20 protein-coding genes and 1 tRNA gene are annotated in these 18,040 nt (G+C 66.7%); 8 read left to right on the top strand and 13 right to left on the bottom strand.

Annotated elements, in window-relative coordinates; translation table 11 throughout:
• The first annotated feature begins 67 nt into the window (after nucleotides 1–67).
• Nucleotides 68–778 (top strand): extensin family protein, encoded by a 711-nt coding sequence (locus tag ACLD0W_RS07465; RefSeq protein ID WP_410306868.1) that lies wholly within the window; start codon nucleotides 68–70, stop codon nucleotides 776–778.
• On the opposite strand, the gene ACLD0W_RS07470 is transcribed toward ACLD0W_RS07465, so the two are convergent.
• From ACLD0W_RS07470 to ychF, 3 genes are all read right to left on the bottom strand, one after another.
• Nucleotides 775–1,623, bottom strand: coding sequence for a DMT family transporter (locus tag ACLD0W_RS07470; RefSeq protein ID WP_410306869.1), 849 nt, complete (start codon nucleotides 1,621–1,623; stop codon nucleotides 775–777). The genes ACLD0W_RS07465 and ACLD0W_RS07470 overlap by 4 nt on opposite strands.
• Complete coding sequence (locus ACLD0W_RS07475; protein ID WP_410306870.1) at nucleotides 1,623–2,888, bottom strand: ATP-binding protein; 1,266 nt, start codon at nucleotides 2,886–2,888, stop codon at nucleotides 1,623–1,625. The genes ACLD0W_RS07470 and ACLD0W_RS07475 overlap by 1 nt, the downstream gene beginning before the upstream one ends.
• Nucleotides 2,889–3,097: 209 nt before the next feature.
• The gene (gene ychF, locus ACLD0W_RS07480; protein ID WP_410306871.1) at nucleotides 3,098–4,189 is read right to left on the bottom strand and encodes a redox-regulated ATPase YchF; all 1,092 of its coding nucleotides are present in this window, start codon (nucleotides 4,187–4,189) and stop codon (nucleotides 3,098–3,100) included.
• A gap of 155 nt (nucleotides 4,190–4,344) precedes the next feature.
• On the opposite strand from ychF, the gene ACLD0W_RS07485 reads away from it, so the two are divergent.
• The gene (locus tag ACLD0W_RS07485; RefSeq protein WP_410306872.1) at nucleotides 4,345–5,085 is read left to right on the top strand and encodes a glutathione S-transferase family protein; all 741 of its coding nucleotides are present in this window, start codon (nucleotides 4,345–4,347) and stop codon (nucleotides 5,083–5,085) included.
• Between the two features lie 15 nt (nucleotides 5,086–5,100).
• Here ACLD0W_RS07485 and pth read toward each other — a convergent pair whose 3' ends face one another.
• From pth to ACLD0W_RS07520, 7 genes are all read right to left on the bottom strand, one after another.
• Nucleotides 5,101–5,688 carry an aminoacyl-tRNA hydrolase gene (gene pth / locus ACLD0W_RS07490; protein WP_410306873.1) on the bottom strand — a complete coding sequence of 196 codons (588 nt, stop codon included), beginning with the start codon at nucleotides 5,686–5,688 and terminating at the stop codon, nucleotides 5,101–5,103.
• A gap of 8 nt (nucleotides 5,689–5,696) precedes the next feature.
• Nucleotides 5,697–6,353 carry a 50S ribosomal protein L25/general stress protein Ctc gene (locus ACLD0W_RS07495; RefSeq protein WP_410306874.1) on the bottom strand — a complete coding sequence of 219 codons (657 nt, stop codon included), beginning with the start codon at nucleotides 6,351–6,353 and terminating at the stop codon, nucleotides 5,697–5,699.
• A 175-nt stretch (nucleotides 6,354–6,528) separates the two neighbouring features.
• On the bottom strand, nucleotides 6,529–7,488 hold the full coding sequence (locus ACLD0W_RS07500; protein ID WP_410306875.1) for a ribose-phosphate pyrophosphokinase: 960 nt from the start codon (nucleotides 7,486–7,488) through the stop codon (nucleotides 6,529–6,531).
• A 75-nt stretch (nucleotides 7,489–7,563) separates the two neighbouring features.
• Nucleotides 7,564–7,639 (bottom strand) — tRNA-Gln (locus ACLD0W_RS07505).
• 11 nt (nucleotides 7,640–7,650) lie between these two features.
• A complete protein-coding gene (gene ispE / locus ACLD0W_RS07510) occupies nucleotides 7,651–8,592 on the bottom strand; it encodes a 4-(cytidine 5'-diphospho)-2-C-methyl-D-erythritol kinase (protein WP_410306876.1) in 942 nt (313 codons plus the stop codon).
• The gene (gene lolB / locus ACLD0W_RS07515) at nucleotides 8,589–9,155 is read right to left on the bottom strand and encodes a lipoprotein insertase outer membrane protein LolB (protein ID WP_410306877.1); all 567 of its coding nucleotides are present in this window, start codon (nucleotides 9,153–9,155) and stop codon (nucleotides 8,589–8,591) included. Before lolB ends, ispE begins: the two co-directional genes overlap by 4 nt.
• On the bottom strand, nucleotides 9,152–10,852 hold the full coding sequence (locus ACLD0W_RS07520) for a tetratricopeptide repeat protein (RefSeq protein WP_410306878.1): 1,701 nt from the start codon (nucleotides 10,850–10,852) through the stop codon (nucleotides 9,152–9,154). The genes lolB and ACLD0W_RS07520 overlap by 4 nt, the downstream gene beginning before the upstream one ends.
• A 183-nt stretch (nucleotides 10,853–11,035) precedes the next feature.
• Between ACLD0W_RS07520 and hemA the strand changes: the two genes are divergently transcribed.
• From hemA to ACLD0W_RS07540, 4 genes are read left to right on the top strand one after another with little or no spacing between them, the layout of a single operon-like run.
• Entirely contained in the window at nucleotides 11,036–12,313 is a 1,278-nt protein-coding gene (gene hemA / locus ACLD0W_RS07525) for a glutamyl-tRNA reductase (RefSeq protein ID WP_410306879.1), read from the top strand.
• Complete coding sequence (gene prfA / locus ACLD0W_RS07530; RefSeq protein WP_410306880.1) at nucleotides 12,310–13,401, top strand: peptide chain release factor 1; 1,092 nt, start codon at nucleotides 12,310–12,312, stop codon at nucleotides 13,399–13,401. Before hemA ends, prfA begins: the two co-directional genes overlap by 4 nt.
• Nucleotides 13,402–13,406: 5 nt before the next feature.
• Complete coding sequence (gene prmC, locus ACLD0W_RS07535) at nucleotides 13,407–14,228, top strand: peptide chain release factor N(5)-glutamine methyltransferase (protein WP_410306881.1); 822 nt, start codon at nucleotides 13,407–13,409, stop codon at nucleotides 14,226–14,228.
• Nucleotides 14,229–14,235: 7 nt separating this feature from the next.
• The gene (locus tag ACLD0W_RS07540) at nucleotides 14,236–14,979 is read left to right on the top strand and encodes a HesA/MoeB/ThiF family protein (protein ID WP_410307476.1); all 744 of its coding nucleotides are present in this window, start codon (nucleotides 14,236–14,238) and stop codon (nucleotides 14,977–14,979) included.
• Between the two features lie 10 nt (nucleotides 14,980–14,989).
• Here ACLD0W_RS07540 and ACLD0W_RS07545 read toward each other — a convergent pair whose 3' ends face one another.
• The 3 genes from ACLD0W_RS07545 to ACLD0W_RS07555 are packed head-to-tail and all read right to left on the bottom strand — an operon-like array spanning nucleotide 14,990 to nucleotide 16,820.
• Nucleotides 14,990–15,631 (bottom strand): NrsF family protein, encoded by a 642-nt coding sequence (locus ACLD0W_RS07545; RefSeq protein ID WP_410306882.1) that lies wholly within the window; start codon nucleotides 15,629–15,631, stop codon nucleotides 14,990–14,992.
• Nucleotides 15,628–16,200: a sigma-70 family RNA polymerase sigma factor gene (locus ACLD0W_RS07550; protein ID WP_410306883.1), complete on the bottom strand. Its 573-nt coding sequence runs from the start codon at nucleotides 16,198–16,200 to the stop codon at nucleotides 15,628–15,630. Before ACLD0W_RS07550 ends, ACLD0W_RS07545 begins: the two co-directional genes overlap by 4 nt.
• Nucleotides 16,201–16,232: 32 nt before the next feature.
• Complete coding sequence (locus ACLD0W_RS07555; RefSeq protein WP_410306884.1) at nucleotides 16,233–16,820, bottom strand: TetR/AcrR family transcriptional regulator; 588 nt, start codon at nucleotides 16,818–16,820, stop codon at nucleotides 16,233–16,235.
• A gap of 117 nt (nucleotides 16,821–16,937) precedes the next feature.
• Here ACLD0W_RS07555 and ACLD0W_RS07560 point away from each other — a divergent pair, with 117 nt between their 5' ends.
• Nucleotides 16,938–17,660 carry a glutathione S-transferase family protein gene (locus ACLD0W_RS07560; protein WP_410306885.1) on the top strand — a complete coding sequence of 241 codons (723 nt, stop codon included), beginning with the start codon at nucleotides 16,938–16,940 and terminating at the stop codon, nucleotides 17,658–17,660.
• A gap of 96 nt (nucleotides 17,661–17,756) precedes the next feature.
• Nucleotides 17,757–18,038: a DUF2282 domain-containing protein gene (locus tag ACLD0W_RS07565; RefSeq protein ID WP_410306886.1), complete on the top strand. Its 282-nt coding sequence runs from the start codon at nucleotides 17,757–17,759 to the stop codon at nucleotides 18,036–18,038.
• Nucleotides 18,039–18,040: the final 2 nt, after the last annotated feature.

Here is an 18,040-nt window from a genome sequence, read left to right on the forward strand (position 1 = left end):
CGGCGCGCCCGGGGTGCAGATTGAAACCGGGCATTCATTCTGAAAAGCCACCGGGTACACTGCGACCATGGGACGTTTTTTCGCGGTCATTCTGATTCTGGCGCTGGCCGCCGGCCTGTTCGTGGCCGGCCTCAAACAGCAGTGGTGGTCGGTGCCGCGCCATTGGAACCCGTTTCTGCCGTTGCATCTGGAGGACCCGGTGACGCCGGTGACGCGCTGGAAACTGCGGCGCCTGGGCGATGACCCGGAAGCCTGCCTGGCGGCGCTGCGCACCGCGCCGGAAGGGGCCCTGGATTATCTGCCCCTGGAGGATTACACCCCGGTGGAAAGCTGCCCGTTGACCAACGTGGTGCGGGTGCGCTCCAGCGAGGTGAACTTCAACAACAGCTTCGTGGCCCGTTGCCCGCTGGTGGCGGCCTGGTCCCTGTATGAGCGCAACCGGCTGCAGCCGCTGGCGCGGGCCCGGTTCGGCCAGCCGGTGTCGGAGGTCTGGCATTACGGCACCTTCGCCTGCCGCAACATCTACCACCGCCAGGACGACCGTCGCAGCGATCACGCCACCGCCTCGGCCCTGGACGTGGCGGCGCTGTCGCTGCGCGACGGCACGCGCATTTCGGTGCAGCGTCACTGGGACGACGAAGGGGACAAGGGCGCTTTCTTGCACGAAGCCTTCGACGGCGCCTGCGAGTTCTTCGGCACCGCCCTGGGGCCGGACTACAACGCCGCCCACGCGGACCATTTCCACTTCGGCCTGCGCGGCTTCGGCATCTGCCGCTAGCGCGTTGCGGCGCCCCGGGGCAGGGTCAGGTACACCCCCAGCAGCACCAGAGGCGCGCCGAACAGGTGCTGCACACCCAGGGCGCTGCCCAGCACCAGCAGCGCGAACAGGGCGGTGAAGAACGGCGTGCTCAGGCGCACCACCGTGGCGGAGGTGGCGCTGATGTGCTGGCAGGCCAGCGGGTAGAGGTAGCCCGGCGCCAGGGTGGAAAAGGCCGCCAGCCCCAGGAACAGCAGCCATTGGCGCCCGTCCGGCACCGCCGCCACCGGGTCCGCGAACGGTACGCTGACCAGCAATCCCAGGGCACAGGCGATCCACACCACGTTCCAGCCCTGGCCGCGCAGCCGGTCGCCGGCGCGGGAGTAGAGCGCCATCACCAGGGCCGCGCCCAGGCCGCACAGATCGCCGACCAGATGGCTCTCACCGGAGGCCGGGCCACCCAGCAGCACCACCACGGCCACCCCGGCGAAGGCCAGCAGCCCACCCAGCACCTCGCGGCCCCGCAGGCCTTCCCGGCGCAGCACCCGCAGCAGCATCACGAAGAACGGCGAGGTGGCCACCAGCAGCGACACCGTGACCACGTCGCTCAGATAGAAGCCCACCGTGGCCAGCACGTAATAGGCGGCCAGCAGCACGCCGCCCTCCAGGGCCGCCCGGTTGGGGCGCCGGAAGGCCCGGGTCAGGGCCAGCAGGGCGGTGAGCAGCAGGGTGGCGGTGAGAAACCGGAACACCAGGGTGGTGCCGGTGGGCAGATCCCGCAGCAGCGCCACCCAGACCCCGGTGGCGCCCCACTGGGCGCTGGCGAGCAGGGCCAGGGCGGTGCCTTTGCGGGTGTCGCGTTTCATCACGAAGAAGCCTGGCTGGTCAGTGAGGGCAGGGACGGTGTCAACATACTGAGTGGCGCTGCGAAAAGTCGCTCCCCGAAAGGCAAAAGGGTATCGCCATCGTAGAACACCACGCCAGCGACGAAGCGCTCGCCAGTGACATCTTTAAGGCGTTTCAGGCCTTTGAAATCGCCTTGGGTGACGGTGGCGGCGGCCTTGATTTCAATGCCGGCCAGCTGACGGCCCTGCTCGATAAGGATGTCCACTTCCAGTTTGTCCTTGTCGCGATAATGACAGAATTGCAGCTCCTGCTCATGCCAGTCCGCTTGCTTGCGTAACTCTTGATAGACGAAGGTCTCCAGCATTTGACCCAGAAGCGGTTTGTCCCGCCAGAGATCGTGGCTGCCGATACCCAGCAGAGCGCACGCCAGCCCGGTGTCGGCCAGGTGTAGCTTGGGGGTCTTGATCAGGCGACTCAGGCGGTTGTTGTGCCAGGGTTCCAGTTGCTCAATGAGAAAGATCTGTTCCAGCAAGGCGAGATAGTCGCGGATGGTCGGCCGGCTCAGAGAGAAGGGGGACGCCAGCTCGCTGGTGTTGAAGAGGCGCGCGGTTTGCCCCGCCGACAGCGTGAGAAGCTTGGGCAGGATGCCCAGGTTGCGGATCCTTGCGAGTTCGCGGATGTCTCGTTGTATCAACGCCTGGCTGTAGTCCCTATACCAGTGCGTCCGACGCTTTTCGGCGCGCCGGGCGATGGCGCTGGGATAGCTCCCCTGGCAGATCAATGCCGGCAGAGTCTGCCCCAAGCGTCGCCAGCCGCTTTGGACACCTTCAAAATCGGCCTGAAACAGTCGTCGCAGGAAATCGGGTTTCTGGCCCGCGATTTCGCATTGGGCCAGCGGGCGAAGGCGTATCACTTCCATGCGTCCGGCCAGTGAGTCCGCCAGAGAGGGCAGCAGCAGAACGTTGGCGGAACCCGTCAGCACGAAGCGCCCGGGCCGGCGGTGCCGGTCGACCTCCGCTTTGAGGCTGGTAAACAGAGCTGGCACCCGCTGTATTTCATCCAGAATCACCTTCTCTGAGAGCGATTGAACGAAACCTACGGGGTCTGCCTGGGCGGCTTGGCGCTGGTTGTCGTCATCAAAGCTGATGTAGTGGTAATCGAGTTTTTCGCCCATGGACCGGGCCAGGGTGGTCTTGCCGCATTGGCGCGGGCCATGAATCAGGACAACGGGTGAGTCTTCCAGGGCATCGTGCAGCAAGCTGTCGGCGAAACGGGGGTAGTACATGCCGGTTTGTCCCAGTGGTGGTATCGGCTGATCGTAAATATCCTTCCGTCCAATTGAAAGGTTCTGGTCGGCCATTTGAAAGCGGAATGGCGTCTGTTTGAAAAATTCGCAAGGAGGGGAGCGGGTCGCGGGGAGACCGACGGGCTTACAAAGAAAAAGGCCGCTTCCCAAAAGGAAGCGGCCCCGTTTTGCGGCGGCTTTGGCCGCGCTCAGACGTTGAACAGGAAGTTCAGCACGTCGCCGTCGTGGACCACGTAGTCCTTGCCCTCGGCGCGCATCTTGCCCGCTTCCTTGGCGCCCTGTTCGCCGTTGCCGGCGACGAAGTCGTCGAAGGCGATGGTCTGGGCGCGGATAAAGCCCTTCTCGAAGTCGGTGTGAATCACCCCGGCGGCCTGGGGGGCGGTGGCGCCGACCTTGATGGTCCAGGCGCGCACTTCCTTCTTGCCGGCGGTGAAGTAGGTCTGCAGGCCGAGCAGTTCGTAGCCGGCGCGGATCACCCGGTTGAGGCCCGGTTCCTCCATGCCCAGGTCGGCCAGGAAGTCCGCTTTCTCTTCGTCGTCCAGTTCGGCGATCTCGGATTCGATCTTGGCGCAGATCGGCACCACCACGGCGTTTTCCTTCTCGGCCTGCTGGCGGACGGTGTCCAGCAGCGGGTTGTTCTCGAAGCCGTCTTCTTCCACGTTGGCGATGTACATGGTGGGCTTGAGGGTGAGCAGATTGAGGCTGCGGATGGTCTTGCGCTCGTCGGCGCTCAGGTCCGCCGCCCGGGCCGGCTCGCCTTCGCTGAGCAGCGGCAGCAGTTTTTCCAGTACCGGGATCATCGCCTGGGCGTCCTTGTTCTGGCCCTTGGCGGCCTTCTGGGCGCGCTGCAGAGCGCGTTCCACGGAGTCCAGGTCGGCCAGCGCCAGCTCGGTGTTGATCACCGCGATGTCGTCCAGGGGCGACACCTTGCCGGCCACGTGAATCACGTTTTCATCGTCGAAGCAGCGCACCACGTGGGCGATGGCGTCGGTGTCGCGGATGTTGGCCAGGAACTGGTTGCCCAGCCCTTCGCCCTTGGAGGCGCCCGCCACCAGCCCGGCGATGTCGACGAATTCCATGGTCGCCGGAATCACCTTTTCCGGTTTGGCGATGGCGGCCAGCTGGTCGAGCCGCGGGTCCGGCACCGGCACCACGCCGGTGTTGGGCTCGATGGTGCAGAACGGGAAGTTCTCGGCGTCGATGCCGGCCTTGGTCAAGGCGTTGAAAAGAGTGGATTTGCCCACGTTGGGCAGGCCCACGATACCGCACTGAATACCCATAACTGCACCTCCGTTTTCGAGGGCGCAATGCTACTCAAGCTACGCCGAAAATGCGACCGGGGGTTGCTCAAGCGCCGCTCCGGTGGGGCGCTCGTGCCCTGAACCGGGTTGTCGGGAACCTCTAGACTGGCTGGTCACAAGGAGGTGCCTTTGCGATGACCGTCCGAATCCTTTACCAGTTTCCGATCTCCCATTACTGCGAGAAGAGCCGTTGGCAGCTCGATCATAAGGGCCTCGACTACCGGGTCCGCAACCTGCTGCCCGGGCCGCACCGGCTGCGCAGCCACTGGCTGGCGCGTATCAACACCCTGCCGATTCTGCGCGACGACAAGCGTACCGTGGGTGATTCCACCAAGATCGCCTATTACCTGGAAAAGTATTATCCGCAGCTGCCGCTGGTGCCGGAGGATGCCGACCAGCGGGCCCGCGTGATCGAGCTGGAACAGCAGTTCGACCGCATCGGCGTGCACGTGCGCCGCTGGCTCTACGGCCAGGTGCTGAACCGCCCGGAAATCATGGATGCCATGCTCGATCCCTACCACCTGCCCGGCCCGGTCAAGCGCGCCCTGGTGCCGCTCACCCGCGAGGGCGTGCGACGGCTGTACGCCATCAAGCCCAAGGCGGTGGTGTATTCGGAGCAGCGCGTGGAGGAGGGGCTGGCGCGGGTGGAAGAGGCCCTGGCCCAGGGCGGCGGCGACTATCTGGTGGCGGACCGGCTGACCCTGGCGGACATCGCCGCCGCCAGCCTGCTGGCGCCGCTGGTCAGCCCGCCGGGCACGCCCTGGGATATTTTCGACGAAAGTACCCTGTCGCCGGCGTTGCAGAAGAAGCTCAAGGACATGCGGGAACGGCCGGCGGGGCAATGGGTTCTGGAGCGTTACCGCACCGATCGTTGAAGACGGGGAGCGTGGCTAGGCGCGGAAACCGTTCAGCCCGTTCATGGCGATATTCAAATCGCCGCGCAGCAGATCCGGGGTGAAGCGCACCGCCTCGTCGATGGCCCGCTCGATCAGATCGCGGTCCTGGGCGGAGGGCTTGCTCAGCACGTGGGGGGTGACGCGGTCGGCGCTGCCGGGGTGGCCGATGCCGATGCGCAGGCGGTGAAAATCCTTGCTGTTACCGTGCCGGGCAATGATGTCGCGCAGGCCGTTGTGGCCGCCGTGGCCGCCGCCCTGCTTGAAGCGGGCCACGCCCGGGGGCAGGTCCAGCTCATCGTGGGCCACCAGCATTTGCGTGACGGGGATCTTGAAGAAGTTCGCCAGCGCCGAGGTGGCCTGGCCGCTGCGGTTCATATAGGTGGAGGGCACCAGCAGACGGATGGTCTCGCCTTCGAACTGGAAGGTGCCGGTGAGGCCGAAGTATTTCTTTTCCTCGGAAAGGAAAATGCCCTGGGCACGGGCCAGGGCATCGATGTACCAGACACCGGCGTTGTGACGGGTGGCGTCGTATTCGGGGCCCGGGTTGCCCAGGCCCACGATCAGTCGTACCGGATCCGCCACGGCGAGGATTATTCCCCGTCGGCCTTGTCGTCACCGGCGGCTTCTTCACCGCCTTCCTCGCCTTCGTCTTCCTCGGCGCGGACCTTCGGTTTGTGTACGGCCACCACCGGCTGGTCATGGTCTTCGCCATGGGTCAGCTCGGTCAGTTCCACGCCGCCCGGCAGCTTGATCTCGGAGAGGTGGATCACCTGATCCAGCTCCACGGCGATCATGTCCACTTCCAGGTATTCCGGCAGGTCCTTGGGCAGACAGCTCACTTCCACCTCGGAGATGTTGCGGTGGATCTCGCCGCCCTGCTTCTTGACGCCGATGCAGGCTTCTTCATTGGTGAAGTGCAGCGGCACGATCATGGTGATCTTGTGGCTGGCGTCCACGCGCATGAAGTCGGCATGGATCGGGAAACCGCGGGCCGGATCGCGCTGCAGATCGCGCAGTACCGCCTGCTGTTTCTTGCCTTCCAGCTTGAGGGTCAGGATGTGGCTGTAGAAGGCCTCGGTTTCCAGGGCTTTCTTCAGCTCGCGGGCTTCCAGGGAAATCATCTGCGGTTCGGCGGTGCCGCCGTAGATGATGCCCGGAACCCGACCTTGCAGACGACGCAGGCGGCGGCTCGCACCTTTCCCCGCGTCGCTGCGGCTTTCCGCGGTCAGTTCGAATTCGTTGGACATGGTGATGTCTCCGTAAAGCTCCCCGCCGCCCCGCGACCAGGTGCGATGGGAAGGGTTGATAAAGGGGGCCGGATTATGCCCGAAAAGAAGGCCTGATGCCAGACGCCTGACGCGAGACGCCTAAAAGCAAAAAAGCCCGCCAAGGCGGGCTTTGAAAAGCGTCGAGCGTCCGGCGTTACACCAGCTCCAGCCGGTCGAACATGGCGGACAGGGATTCCTCGTTGTTCACCCGGCGCACGGTTTCGGCCAGCATCGGGGCCAGACGCAGCACGCGGATCTTGTCGCACTGGCGGCCCTGCTCGGACAGCGGGATGGTGTCGGTGACCACCAGCTGGTCCATGGCGCTGTTGCTGATGTTGTCGATGGCGGGGCCGGACAGCACCGCGTGGGTGCAGTAGGCGTACACCTTGGCGGCGCCGTGGTCCTTGAGCGCCTGGGCCGCCTTGCACAGGGTGCCGGCGGTGTCGACGATGTCGTCCACCAGCACGCAGGTGCGGCCTTCCACTTCGCCGATGATGTGCATCACCTGGGATTCATTGGCTTTCGGGCGGCGCTTGTCGATGATCGCCAGGTCCGCGTCGTTGAGCTGCTTGGCCAGGGCGCGGGCGCGCACCACGCCGCCCACGTCCGGGCTCACCACCATCAGGTCGTCGTGCTTCTGGCGCTCGATGTCGGCCACGAACAGGGGCGTGCCGTAAACGTTGTCCACCGGAATATCGAAGAAGCCCTGGATCTGATCGGCGTGCAGGTCCACGGTCACCACCCGGTCGATGCCCACGGCGGTGATCATGTCGGCCACCACCTTGGCGGTGATCGGCACCCGCGCGGAGCGCACCCGGCGGTCCTGACGGGCATAGCCGAAGTAGGGCATCACCGCGGTGATACGGCCGGCGGAGGAACGGCGCAGGGCGTCCGCCATGACCAGCAGTTCCATCAGGTGATCATTGGTGGGGTTGCAGGTGGACTGGACGATGAACACGTCCTTGCCGCGCACGTTTTCCTGGATGTCCACGGACACTTCGCCGTCGCTGAAAATGCCCACATCGGCATCGCCCAGGGGAATATTGAGCTGCTTGACCATGGCCTCGGCCAGCTCGGGATTGGCGCTACCGGAAAAAACCACGAGTTTGGACACTGGCGTCCCCTGACTATCAGGTAGTGGATTTCAGGAACTTACGTTCCTTTTATATAGAAGAACGTATAAAGAAGATGGCTGGGGTACCAGGACTCGAACCTGGGAATGACGGGATCAAAACCCGCTGCCTTACCAACTTGGCTATACCCCAACACTAACCGGTCAGGTGGCGTCGTCGTTGGACGCCGGACCTGGATGTTCTTTGGCTCGAAGCGTCGCCAGTGCCTCGTGGAGAGGTGAGAGTTCAGTGCTTCGGGCCACGAAAGCCGTCCAGTTTTCTGGCAAGCGCCGCTGCAGGTCGCGGGCCGCTTGCGCCCCGGCAAGGCGTGCGAAACAGCAGGCGCCGGTGCCGGTCATGCGGGCATTGCCCGCTTCGCGTTGGAGCCACTCAAGCGCTTGATCCACGGGGGGAAACAGGCGTCGGGCCACGGCTTCACAGTCGTTATGACCCTGGTTGAGAAGGGCCTCGAAAGTGGCCGCCCCAAGCGAGGCCGGTAATGTAATGGCGGGGGTGTGCCTTGTCAATTCCCCGTCGCCGAAAATTCGAGCGGTTGAAACGGCCACCCCGGGATTCACCACCAGAAACCATTGTGGCGGCAGATCAACGGCTTGCAGACGCTCGCCCACGCCTTCCGCCCAGGCATTGCGGCCGTGCACGAACACCGGCACGTCGGCGCCCAGTTGCAGACCCAGTGCCGCCAGTTCGTCCAGCGTCAGGTTCAGCCCCCACAGATGGTTGAGTCCGAGCAGGGCGGTGGCCGCGTCGGAAGAGCCGCCGCCCACGCCGCCGCCGGCGGGCAGGTGCTTGCACAGATGCAGCGCGGCGCCCTGACGGCAGCCGGTGGCCCGCCGCAGCAAGTGAGCGGCGCGCAACACCAGATTCTGCTCGTCCACCGGCAGGTCCGGCCGGTCGCAGGTCAGGGTCAGGGCATCGTGCGGTTGGAAATGCAGGGTGTCGCCGTGGTCGAGCAGCACGAACAGGGTCTGCAGTTCGTGGTAGCCGTCGGCGCGGCGGCCGGTGATGTGCAACAGCAGGTTGAGCTTGGCCGGTGCCGGCAGGGCGAACCCGGTCGCCGGCACCGTCGCGGTGGAAGCAGGGGTCATGGCAGCGGACGCCACTCCCGGATCAGCAGGGTGAAATGGTTGGCGTCCTGCCGGGCCTTGATGCGGTGGGGCAGGGACACCTGGCCCACCGGCTCATAGCGGTCGAATTCCAGGTTCCAGCCCAGTTGGCGAAGACGCACCAGCTGGCCGGCCTCGTTTTCTTCCGCCTGCGCCGGGGCGCCGGGCCAGACCAGGCCGCGGCTCCAGTATTCCAGGGCCGACACCGGCAGCCAGAAGCCGGTCAGGTGCCAGGCCAGTTCGCCGGGGGAGCGCGCCTGCCATTCGCCCTTGCCGGTCTCCAGGCGGGCGCGGCCGGGCCGCCAGGTCAGTTCGGCGCTGCCGAAGCCCAACGGGCCGGAAAAATGAATGGCGCCATGGCGCGGCGACTGCTCCCAATCGAAGGTGGCGGAACCGCCGTCCTCCGGGGTGCGGTAGCCCAGCTTGCCGTTCATCTCCCAGCGCTGGATCTGATCCGGCCGGGTAAAGTCGGTGGTGGGGAGCGGGCGGGTTTGGCAGGCGCTCAGAAACAGGGCCAGCAGGGGCAGCCACCACAGACGGGTCATGGGGTCACCTCCAGCCGTTGCAGGGTGTCCAGCAGCAGGGGCGATTGCGGCTCCTTGGCCAGGGCGGCACGCCACACCCGCAGGGCCGCTTCGCGCTCGTTCAGGGCCCAGAGCACTTCCCCTAAGTGAGCGCTGACTTCGGAGTCGGGCTGCTGTTGATAGGCGCGGCGCAGGTAGGGCAGCGCCTCCTCCGGACGGCCCAGGCGGTACAGCACCCAGCCCATGGAGTCGAGAATCGCCGGGTCATCCGGCTCCGCCGCCAGGGCCCGGGCGATCATATCGTGGGCCTGCTCCAGGTGCGCGCCCCGGTCCGCCCAGGTGTAGCCCAGGGCATTGAGCGCGGCGGTGTCGTCCGGGTCCAGGGTCAGTACCCGCTGCAGGTCCGCTTCCATCTGTTCGGTGCGGCCCAGCTGGCCGGCGGTCATGGCGCGGGCATAGAGCAGGTCCGGGTTGTCCGGATCCGCCTCCAGGGCATGGTCCAGCAGTGCCAGAGCGCCCGGGGCGTCGCCGGTGGCGGCGCGCATCTCCGCCTCGCTCACCCACAACAGGTCGGCCCGCTCGGGAAACTGGCGGGTCAGGCTGGTGATCAGCGCATGGCCCTGATCGCCCCGGTCGCTGGCGTACAGCAAGCGCGCCGCCTGCACCTGGGCCTGCAGGGCGTCGCCGCCCTTCACCTTCAGGTAGTCATCAATGGCTTCGTCCACCGCGCCGCGGGCTTCCGCCGCCTGGCCCAGATGAAGACGCATCTGATTGGGCCGGTAACCCTGGCTCAGCAGTTGATTGAGGATGTCCTCGGCGGATTCCACGGCGCCGGCGTCCAGGGCCAGCAAGGCCAGGGAATATTGCAGGTCCAGATCCTGGGGATTGCGTTCCGCCAGAATTTGCAGTTGTTCGCGGGCGTCGTCGTACTGGCGGGCGGCCAGCAGCAGGCGCACATAGGCGACCCGGGCGCGGCGGCTGTCCGGGTGGGCCTCGACCCGTTCCGCCACCCGCTTCAGGGCTTTTTGTGGCTGGCCGGCCTCGAACAGCAATTGCGCTTGCAGCAGGGCGGCTTCCAGATGCTCCGGGTCTTCCTTCAAGGCCCGCCGGGTGGCGTCCAGGGCGCCGGGCAGGTCGTTCCGCTGGCGCCGGTCCAGGGCCCGGGCGTACCACAGCGGCGCCTGGTGGGGGTAGCGGTCGGCCAGCTGCGAGAGGGCTTCCAGCAGTTCCTGGTTGTCGGCGTCGTCCATATTGCTGGCTTCGGCCACCAGCGGCAGCAGGGCGTCGCTGCCGTGGGCGGCCAGCAGCCGGTCGATCAGGGCGGCGGCGCCGTCGCTGTCGCCTTCGCGGATATGGGCCAGGGCGGCCAGCCGCAGGGCGTCGGCGTTGTCCGGCTGGCGGTCCAGCCACAGGTCGGACAGCTCCCGGGCCTGATCGGTGCGCTCCAGAAAGGTGGCCAGCTTGGTGGCCTGGGCGATCACTTCCGGGTCGCCGGTGGTGCGCGCGGCGCGGGCGTAGTACTCCAGCGTCACCGCCAGGCTTTGCCGCTGGGCGGCGGTTTCCGCCACCAGCAGATCGCCGAGGGTTTCGCCATCGTATTCAATCGGGGGCAGATCGCGGGGCGGCGGTGCCGGCGCGGCGGGCGGTGCCGGCGGGGTCTGGGCGCAGCCCGCCAGGGCCAGGAGGGCGGCAACAACAAGCGATGGGCGTGCATTCATCGGCGATACGGTCCTCGTTTCGAGCCGCTATCATTGCACACCCGCCGGCCGCACCCAAGGATCGGCGAGGCTTTCACGGCCGGGTACAAAAGGGGCACTACATTGTTTTAAAGGGCCGTTTCGCGCAAAATGCCACACCCTTGCGCGTGTCTGGGCATCCCATCGGGTCGTCGTCGTTTTCCTATGAATCTCATCGCAGTCGGCGTTAATCACACCACCGCGGACGTGGAGTTGCGCGAGCAACTGGCGTTTTCCGCCGATCAGGCGGATCGGGCGCTGGCGCGGCTGCGCGACGATCTGCCCGGGGTCCGCGAAGCGGCCTTGCTGTCGACCTGCAACCGCACGGAATTGTATTGCCTGGTGGAGGGCGAGACCCCGGACTTCGGCGACTGGCTGGCGGCGGAGCGGCGCATGCCGGTGGATACGCTGCGCCCGGCGCTGTACCGGCACCAGGGCGACCTGGCCCTGGAACATATGATGCGGGTGGCCGGCGGCCTGGATTCCCTGGTGCTGGGCGAGCCGCAGATTCTCGGCCAGATGCGTGAAGCCTATGCCCGCGCCCATGAGGCGGGTCTGGTCAACGGCGAACTGGGCCGGGTGTTCCAGGACGTGTTCTCGGTGGCCAAGCGCATCCGCACCGAGACCGGCATCGGCGCCAATCCGGTCTCGGTGGCCTACGCGGCGGTGTCGTTCGCGCGGCACATTTTCGCCGACCTGAAGAAAAGCCGGGCGCTGCTGATCGGCGCCGGCGAAATGATTGAACTGGTGGCCCGGCATCTGGAAGAACAGCAGGTGCGGGAAATCGTCATCGCCAACCGCACCGCCGCCCGGGCCCAGGCCCTGGCCGAGCAGGTGGGTGGCCGGGGCATCGCTCTGGAAGAGTTGCCGGTGGCCCTGGAACACGCCGACATCCTGATCGCCTGTACCGCCGCGCCGATCCCGATTCTCGGCAAGGGCACCGTGGAGCGGGCGCTCAAGCGGCGCCGCCACAAGCCCATGTTCATGGTGGACATCGCCGTGCCCCGGGACATCGAGCCGGAGGTCGGCGAGATGGACGACGTCTACCTTTATACCGTCGACCATCTGCAGGAGGCGATCCAGGAGAACGTTCGCGCCCGCGAACAGGCCGCCCGGGAAGCGGCCGGATTGATCGCCGAGGCGGTCACCCAGCATCACCGCTCACGTCGGGAAAAGCGGGCGGTGGGGGTGCTGCGCGATTACCGCCGCCAGCGCACCGAACTGGCCGACCAGGAACTGGAGCGGGCGCTGGCGCAGCTGCAGCAGGGCGGTGACCCGGAAGAGGTGCTGCGCCGCTTCAAGCACAACCTGGTGAACAAATGGCTGCACCGGCCCAGCGTCACCCTGCGGCGGCTGGCCGCCGAGGATCGCGCCGAGGCGCTGTTGATGGCTCGGGAAATTCTGCTTGATCAGGACGGCGAGTCGTCCAGCGAGGAATCATGAAGGCGTCGTTAGAGGGCAAGCTCAACCGGTTGATGGAGCGCTTCGAGGAGATCAGCGGGCTGCTGGCGGACCCGGATGTGATCGGGGACCAGAAGCGGTTCCGGGGGCTCTCCAAGGAGTACGCGGAGCTGGAAGACGTGGTCAAGGGGTACCGCGACTACCGGACCACCCTGGACAACCTGGACAGCGCCCGGGCCCTGCTCGATGACAGCGACCCGGATATGCGCGAGATGGGCGCCGAGGAAGTCCGCGAGGGCGAGCAGCGCGCCGCCGACCTGGAAGAAGAACTGCAACGCCTGATGCTGCCCCGGGACCCCCGTGACGGCGCCAGCGTGTACCTGGAAATCCGCGCCGGCACCGGCGGCGACGAAGCCGCCCTGTTCGCCGGCGACCTGTTCCGCATGTATTCCCGCTACGCCGACCAGCGCGGCTGGAAGGTGGAAGTGGTGAGCGCCAGCGAGGGCGAGCACGGCGGCTACAAGGAAGTGATCGCGCGTATCGCCGGCGACGGCGTCTATTCGCGCTTGAAATTCGAGTCCGGTGCCCACCGGGTGCAGCGGGTGCCGGCCACCGAGTCCCAGGGCCGTATCCACACCTCCGCCTGCACCGTGGCGATCCTGGCCGAGGCCGAGGACGCCGGCGACATCGAGATTCGCAACGAAGACCTGCGCATCGACACCTACCGGTCCTCCGGCGCCGGCGGCCAGCACGTCAACACCACCGACTCGGCGGTGCGCATCACCCACCTGCCCAGCGGCGTGGTGGTGGAATGCCAGGACGAGCGCAGCCAGCACAAGAACAAGGCCAAGGCCATGTCGCTGCTGAAGGCGCGGCTGCTGGACGCCCGCGAAAGCGCCGCCCACGCCGAGCAGGCGGCGGAACGCAAATCCCTGGTCGGCTCCGGCGACCGCTCCGAGCGCATCCGCACCTACAATTTTCCCCAGGGCCGGCTCACCGATCACCGCATCAACCTGACCCTGTACCGGCTCAACGAAATCGTCGCCGGCGACCTGGACGAGGTGGTGGGCGCGCTGCTCGCCGAGCATCAGGCGGAACAGCTGGCGGCCCTGGCCGAGGGCCAGGGCTGAGCGCCGTGCGCATCGACGAGGCCCTGCGCGGTGCCCGCGACGCCCTGGCGGCGTCGCCCAGCGCGCGGCTGGACGCGGAGCTGCTGCTCTGCCGGGTGATGGGCCAGGACCGCCGCTATTTCTATACCTGGCCGGAACGGACCCTGAACGCGGACCAGCAGCGCCTGTTCGACCTGTTGGTGAAGCGCCGGGCCGCCGGTGAGCCGGTGGCCCACCTGACCGGTGAGCGGGAATTCTACGGGCGCCGTTTCGTGGTTACCGCCGCCACCCTGATCCCCCGCCCGGACACGGAAACCCTGGTGGAGGCGGTACTGGAAACCGTGCCGGACACCCCGCTGCGGGTGGTGGACCTGGGCACCGGCACCGGCGCGGTGGGCGTCACCCTGGCACTGGAGCGGCCCGCCTGGCGGGTGGTGCTCACCGACGCCAGCGCCGCCGCCCTGGCGGTGGCCCGGGACAACGCCGAGGCCCTGGGCGCCGCCGTCAGTCTGGTGCGCGGCGACTGGCTGGGCGCCCTGGCCGGCCCTTTCGATCTGATTGTCAGCAATCCGCCCTACGTGGACCCGGACGATCACCACCTGGAGCAGGGCGATGTGCGGTTCGAGCCGCGCTCGGCCCTGGCCGCCCACGACCGCGGGCTGGCGGACCTGCGGGTGATCGCCGCCCAGGCCCGCGAACGGCTCGCCGCCGGCGGCTGGCTGATGCTCGAACACGGCCACGACCAGGGCGGCGCCGTGCGCCGGCTGCTGGCCGGCCACGGTTTCCACGACGTCACCACCCGCCAGGACCTGGGCGGCAACGACAGGGTAACCTTGGGCCATGTCTAACCAAGAAGTGTTTAGCGACGACCAACTGCAACGCTACAGCCGGCAACTGCTGGTGGCCGACTTCGACCTGGACGGCCAGGAGGCCATCGCCGGCGCCACCGTGCTGCTGGTGGGCTGCGGCGGACTGGCCAATCCGGCGGCGCTGTACCTGGCCGGCGCCGGCGTCGGGCGGCTGGTGCTGGTGGACGACGACACCGTGGACACCAGCAACCTGCACCGCCAGATCGCCTTCCGCGGCGACCAGGTGGGGCAGGGCAAGGCCGCCGCCCTGGCCGCCCAGCTGCATGCCCTGAACCCGGACGTCAAGGTGGAGCCCCACGCCGCCATGGCCGGCGACGACTGGCTGGACCGGCATCTGCCCGAGGTGGATCTGGTGCTGGACTGCTGCGACAACTTCGCCACCCGCCAGGCCATCAACGCCGCCTGCGTGCGCCACCGCAAACCGCTGGTCAGCGGCGCCGCCATCCGCCTGGACGGCCAGCTCGCCGCCTTCGACCTGCGCGACCCGGACAGTGCCTGCTACGCCTGCGTGTACGGCGACGGCACCGGCGGCGATCTGGCCTGCAGCGAGGCCGGCATCCTGGGGCCGGTGGTGGGCACCATCGGCACGCTGCAGGCGCTGCTGGCCCTGCATCTGCTGACCGGCAAGCCGGTGGCGTCGTGCCTGCGGTTGTTCGACGGGCGCACCCTGTCCTGGCGGGAAGTGGCGTTCCGCAAGGACCCGGCCTGCCCGGTGTGCGGCGCGGGCTGACCGGCGCCGGTTACCAGCGCAGCAGGCGCGGGCCGAGCAGCGCCCCGGCGCACACCGGTATCGCCATGCCCAGCAGATACCAGATGGCCCAGAACGGCGGCGCCATTTCCGGGCAATGCAAACTGTAGGCGAGGGTGGCAATGGCGCCGGCGACCAGTCCGGCGGCGGCGCCCGCCGCCCGCGGCCGGGTCGGCGCCAACTGGCGCAACGCCAGGACGCTGGCGGCGAAGGCCGGCAGGGACAGCATCGCGATGTTGAGCGCGCAGGTGCGCCAGGTTTGCCCCAGGATCAGACCCGGGCGCTCCGCCGCCGGCACGGTGGACAATGGATAGAGCGCCGCCACCCACATCACCACCGCGGGCACCAGCAGGACCACCGCCAGCCGTCCGGGGGTGCCACCCGGGCGCGCCAAACGACCGACGCAGGCCAGCCCGACAATCAGCAACAGGGCCGGCAGCGCCGGCTTCCACCAGAACAGCGGCGTGCCCACCCACCGGGGCAGCGCCGGATTGATCCCGAACAGCCCGGCCACCAGGGCCAGTGCCAGCATCGCGCCGATCAGAACGGCAACGGTCAGGCGCCGCCCCACGGCGTGACGCTCGGTCGCTTCGGTGCCATTGGCCAGCAGAGTGATCAGGTCATCGGTCTTCATCGGTTCTCTCGCAACAGCGCGGTCAGGACTTTCAGGCCCCGGTGTACGCCGATCTTTACCGCCGATTCCGATAATCCGGTCAGGTCGGCGGTTTCCTTTACCGATAATCCGCGCAGTTTAACATGCAGGATGGGCAGCCGCTGCCGGTCAGGCAGTTGCGCCAGCAGCTTGTGCAGGTCGCGATGAGCCTGAGCGGGCTCGCTCTGGTCGAGAGCGAACAGCGAATCCTGGTCATCAAGCGGCTCGTTGTTCGCGTCCCGGCGCGACCGCGCGCGCAGATGGTCGGCCAGTTTATAGCGGGCGATGGCGTACACCCAGGCGGTCAGCGGTTGCTCGCGGCGATAGGTATGACGAGCGTTGTGCACCGCGAGCAACACTTCCTGCAGCACGTCTTCCGCTTCCCGGTCCGGGTCGAACAGACGCCGCCGCAGATAAGTGCGCAGGTGCCCGCTCAAGGCATCGAGAAAGCGCCGGTATTGCCGCGCATCGCCGTCCAGCCCGGCCAGGAACAGCGTCTGGAGCTGTTGCTCCCGGCGCCGCTGCTCCGCGTCACTGTCAATTCGGTCCATAGGCCGGTTCGGTTACGGAAGTCATGGAAAAATCACGCGTCATCGTCGAGCAGGGCAAGCGCCGGTTTGATCAGGCCGCGCAACAGGGCCGGTTCCGGGCGGGTGCGCGCCAGCACGCGAATACCCATCAGCACGCCGAGCAGAAACCGCGCCAGATCCGTCGCCGCGTGGCGGTCGGCGATACTGCCGTCACGCTGGCCGGCTTTGGCGCAGCGCAGGAAAAAAGCTTCCACCCGCCGCAGAACCGCATTGATCGCACGCTGAAAATCCGGGTCGTGGGGGGCGAGTTCCAGGGCTGAATTGACCAGCAGGCAGCCCTTGTGCTCATCGTCGCGGAGGGAGCGCTCGACAACGTCCTCGAAGAAGGCGCGCAGCGCCGCCCTGGGTGGCTGTTGCTCGAAGCGGCGAACCCGCTCCTCGAACCCGGTTTGCACATAACGCGCCAGCGCCTGCTGGTAGAGCGTGCGCTTGTCGCCAAAGGTGTTGTAGAGGCTGGCGCTGGTCAGGTTCATGCTCCGCGCCAGGGTGCGCACGGAGGTACTCTCGTAACCCTGGTGCCAGAAGCAATGCATGGCGGCATCCAGAACCCGGGTCTCGTCGAACTCTCTGGGGCGAGGCATGGCGGGTGTGAGCTCCGGTGGCATTTGAGAAGCGGGAAGGGCGAAACGTTGTCATCCCATACGGTCTGGCTTTATTCTAGATCAACTGTTCTAAAATGAAAAATCCCGGGAGCCATCATGATCGATTTCTATTTTCACCCCACACCCAACCCGGCCAAAGTGGCGCTGATGCTGGAGGAAACCGGCCTGGAATACCGGCTCAAGCCGGTGGATACGCGCAAGGGCGAGCAGCATGATCCGGCATTTCGTGCCATCAACCCCAACGGCAAGGTACCGGCCATCGTCGATCACGATGGGCCCGGCGGGAAGCCGGCTCGGGTGTTCGATTCCAGCGCCATCGTTTTGTACCTGGGTGACAAAACCGGCGCCCTGATGGGGCGCCCGGAAGACCGTCCGGAACTGCTCTCCTGGTTGTTCTTCATCGCCTCCGGTTTGGGGCCTTTTTGCGGTCAGGCGGTGCACTTCCAACACGCCGCGCCGGAGAAAATCGACTACGCCATCAACCGCTATCGCCGTGAAGTGGAGCGCCACTATCGGGTGCTGGAAGAGCATCTTGATGGCCGTGACTATGTACTGGGTCAGTCGTATTCGATTCTCGATGTTTCCCTCTGGGGGTGGCTGGAGCGGGCGCCGCGAGTCCTGCCTGGAGAGGCGGACCCACTGGCCGCTTATCCGCGCCTGCATGCGTTGTACCAACGCATCGATGCCCGTCCGGCGGCGGCCCGCGCCAGGGCGGTGGGGCAGGACCACGACTTCAAGACGGACATGGATGAGCAGGCCCAGCGTGCTTTGTTCCCTTCCAACTATCCCGAAGTCGAAAAAAATTCCAACGCCGTGTAACCGAACGGCCAGCGCTGACGAATTCAGGGAGGAACCGGGCATTCGGCCCGGTTCCGCGCCACGGCGCGTTCCTTGATGCTCGAAAGGTAGACTGGCATGAACAAACGCACTCTTTCCGCCACCACGCTTCTGCTCACCTCCCTGGCCTCCGGTGCGGCCCTGGCCGCCGCCGACCACGATGGCAAGCAGGACATGGAAAAATGTTACGGCGTGGCCATGGCCGGCCAGAACGACTGCGCCGCGGGCCCCGGCACGTCGTGCGCGGGGACCTCGAAGGTGGATTATCAGGGCAATGCCTGGAAACTGGTTCCGGCGGGCACCTGCACCTCCATCGAAACGCCGAAAGGGCATGGCTCTCTGAAACCCATGGAATCCTGATC

Source organism: Alloalcanivorax sp. C16-1 (genome assembly GCF_046507805.1).
Classification (GTDB): Bacteria; Pseudomonadota; Gammaproteobacteria; order Pseudomonadales; family Alcanivoracaceae; genus Alloalcanivorax.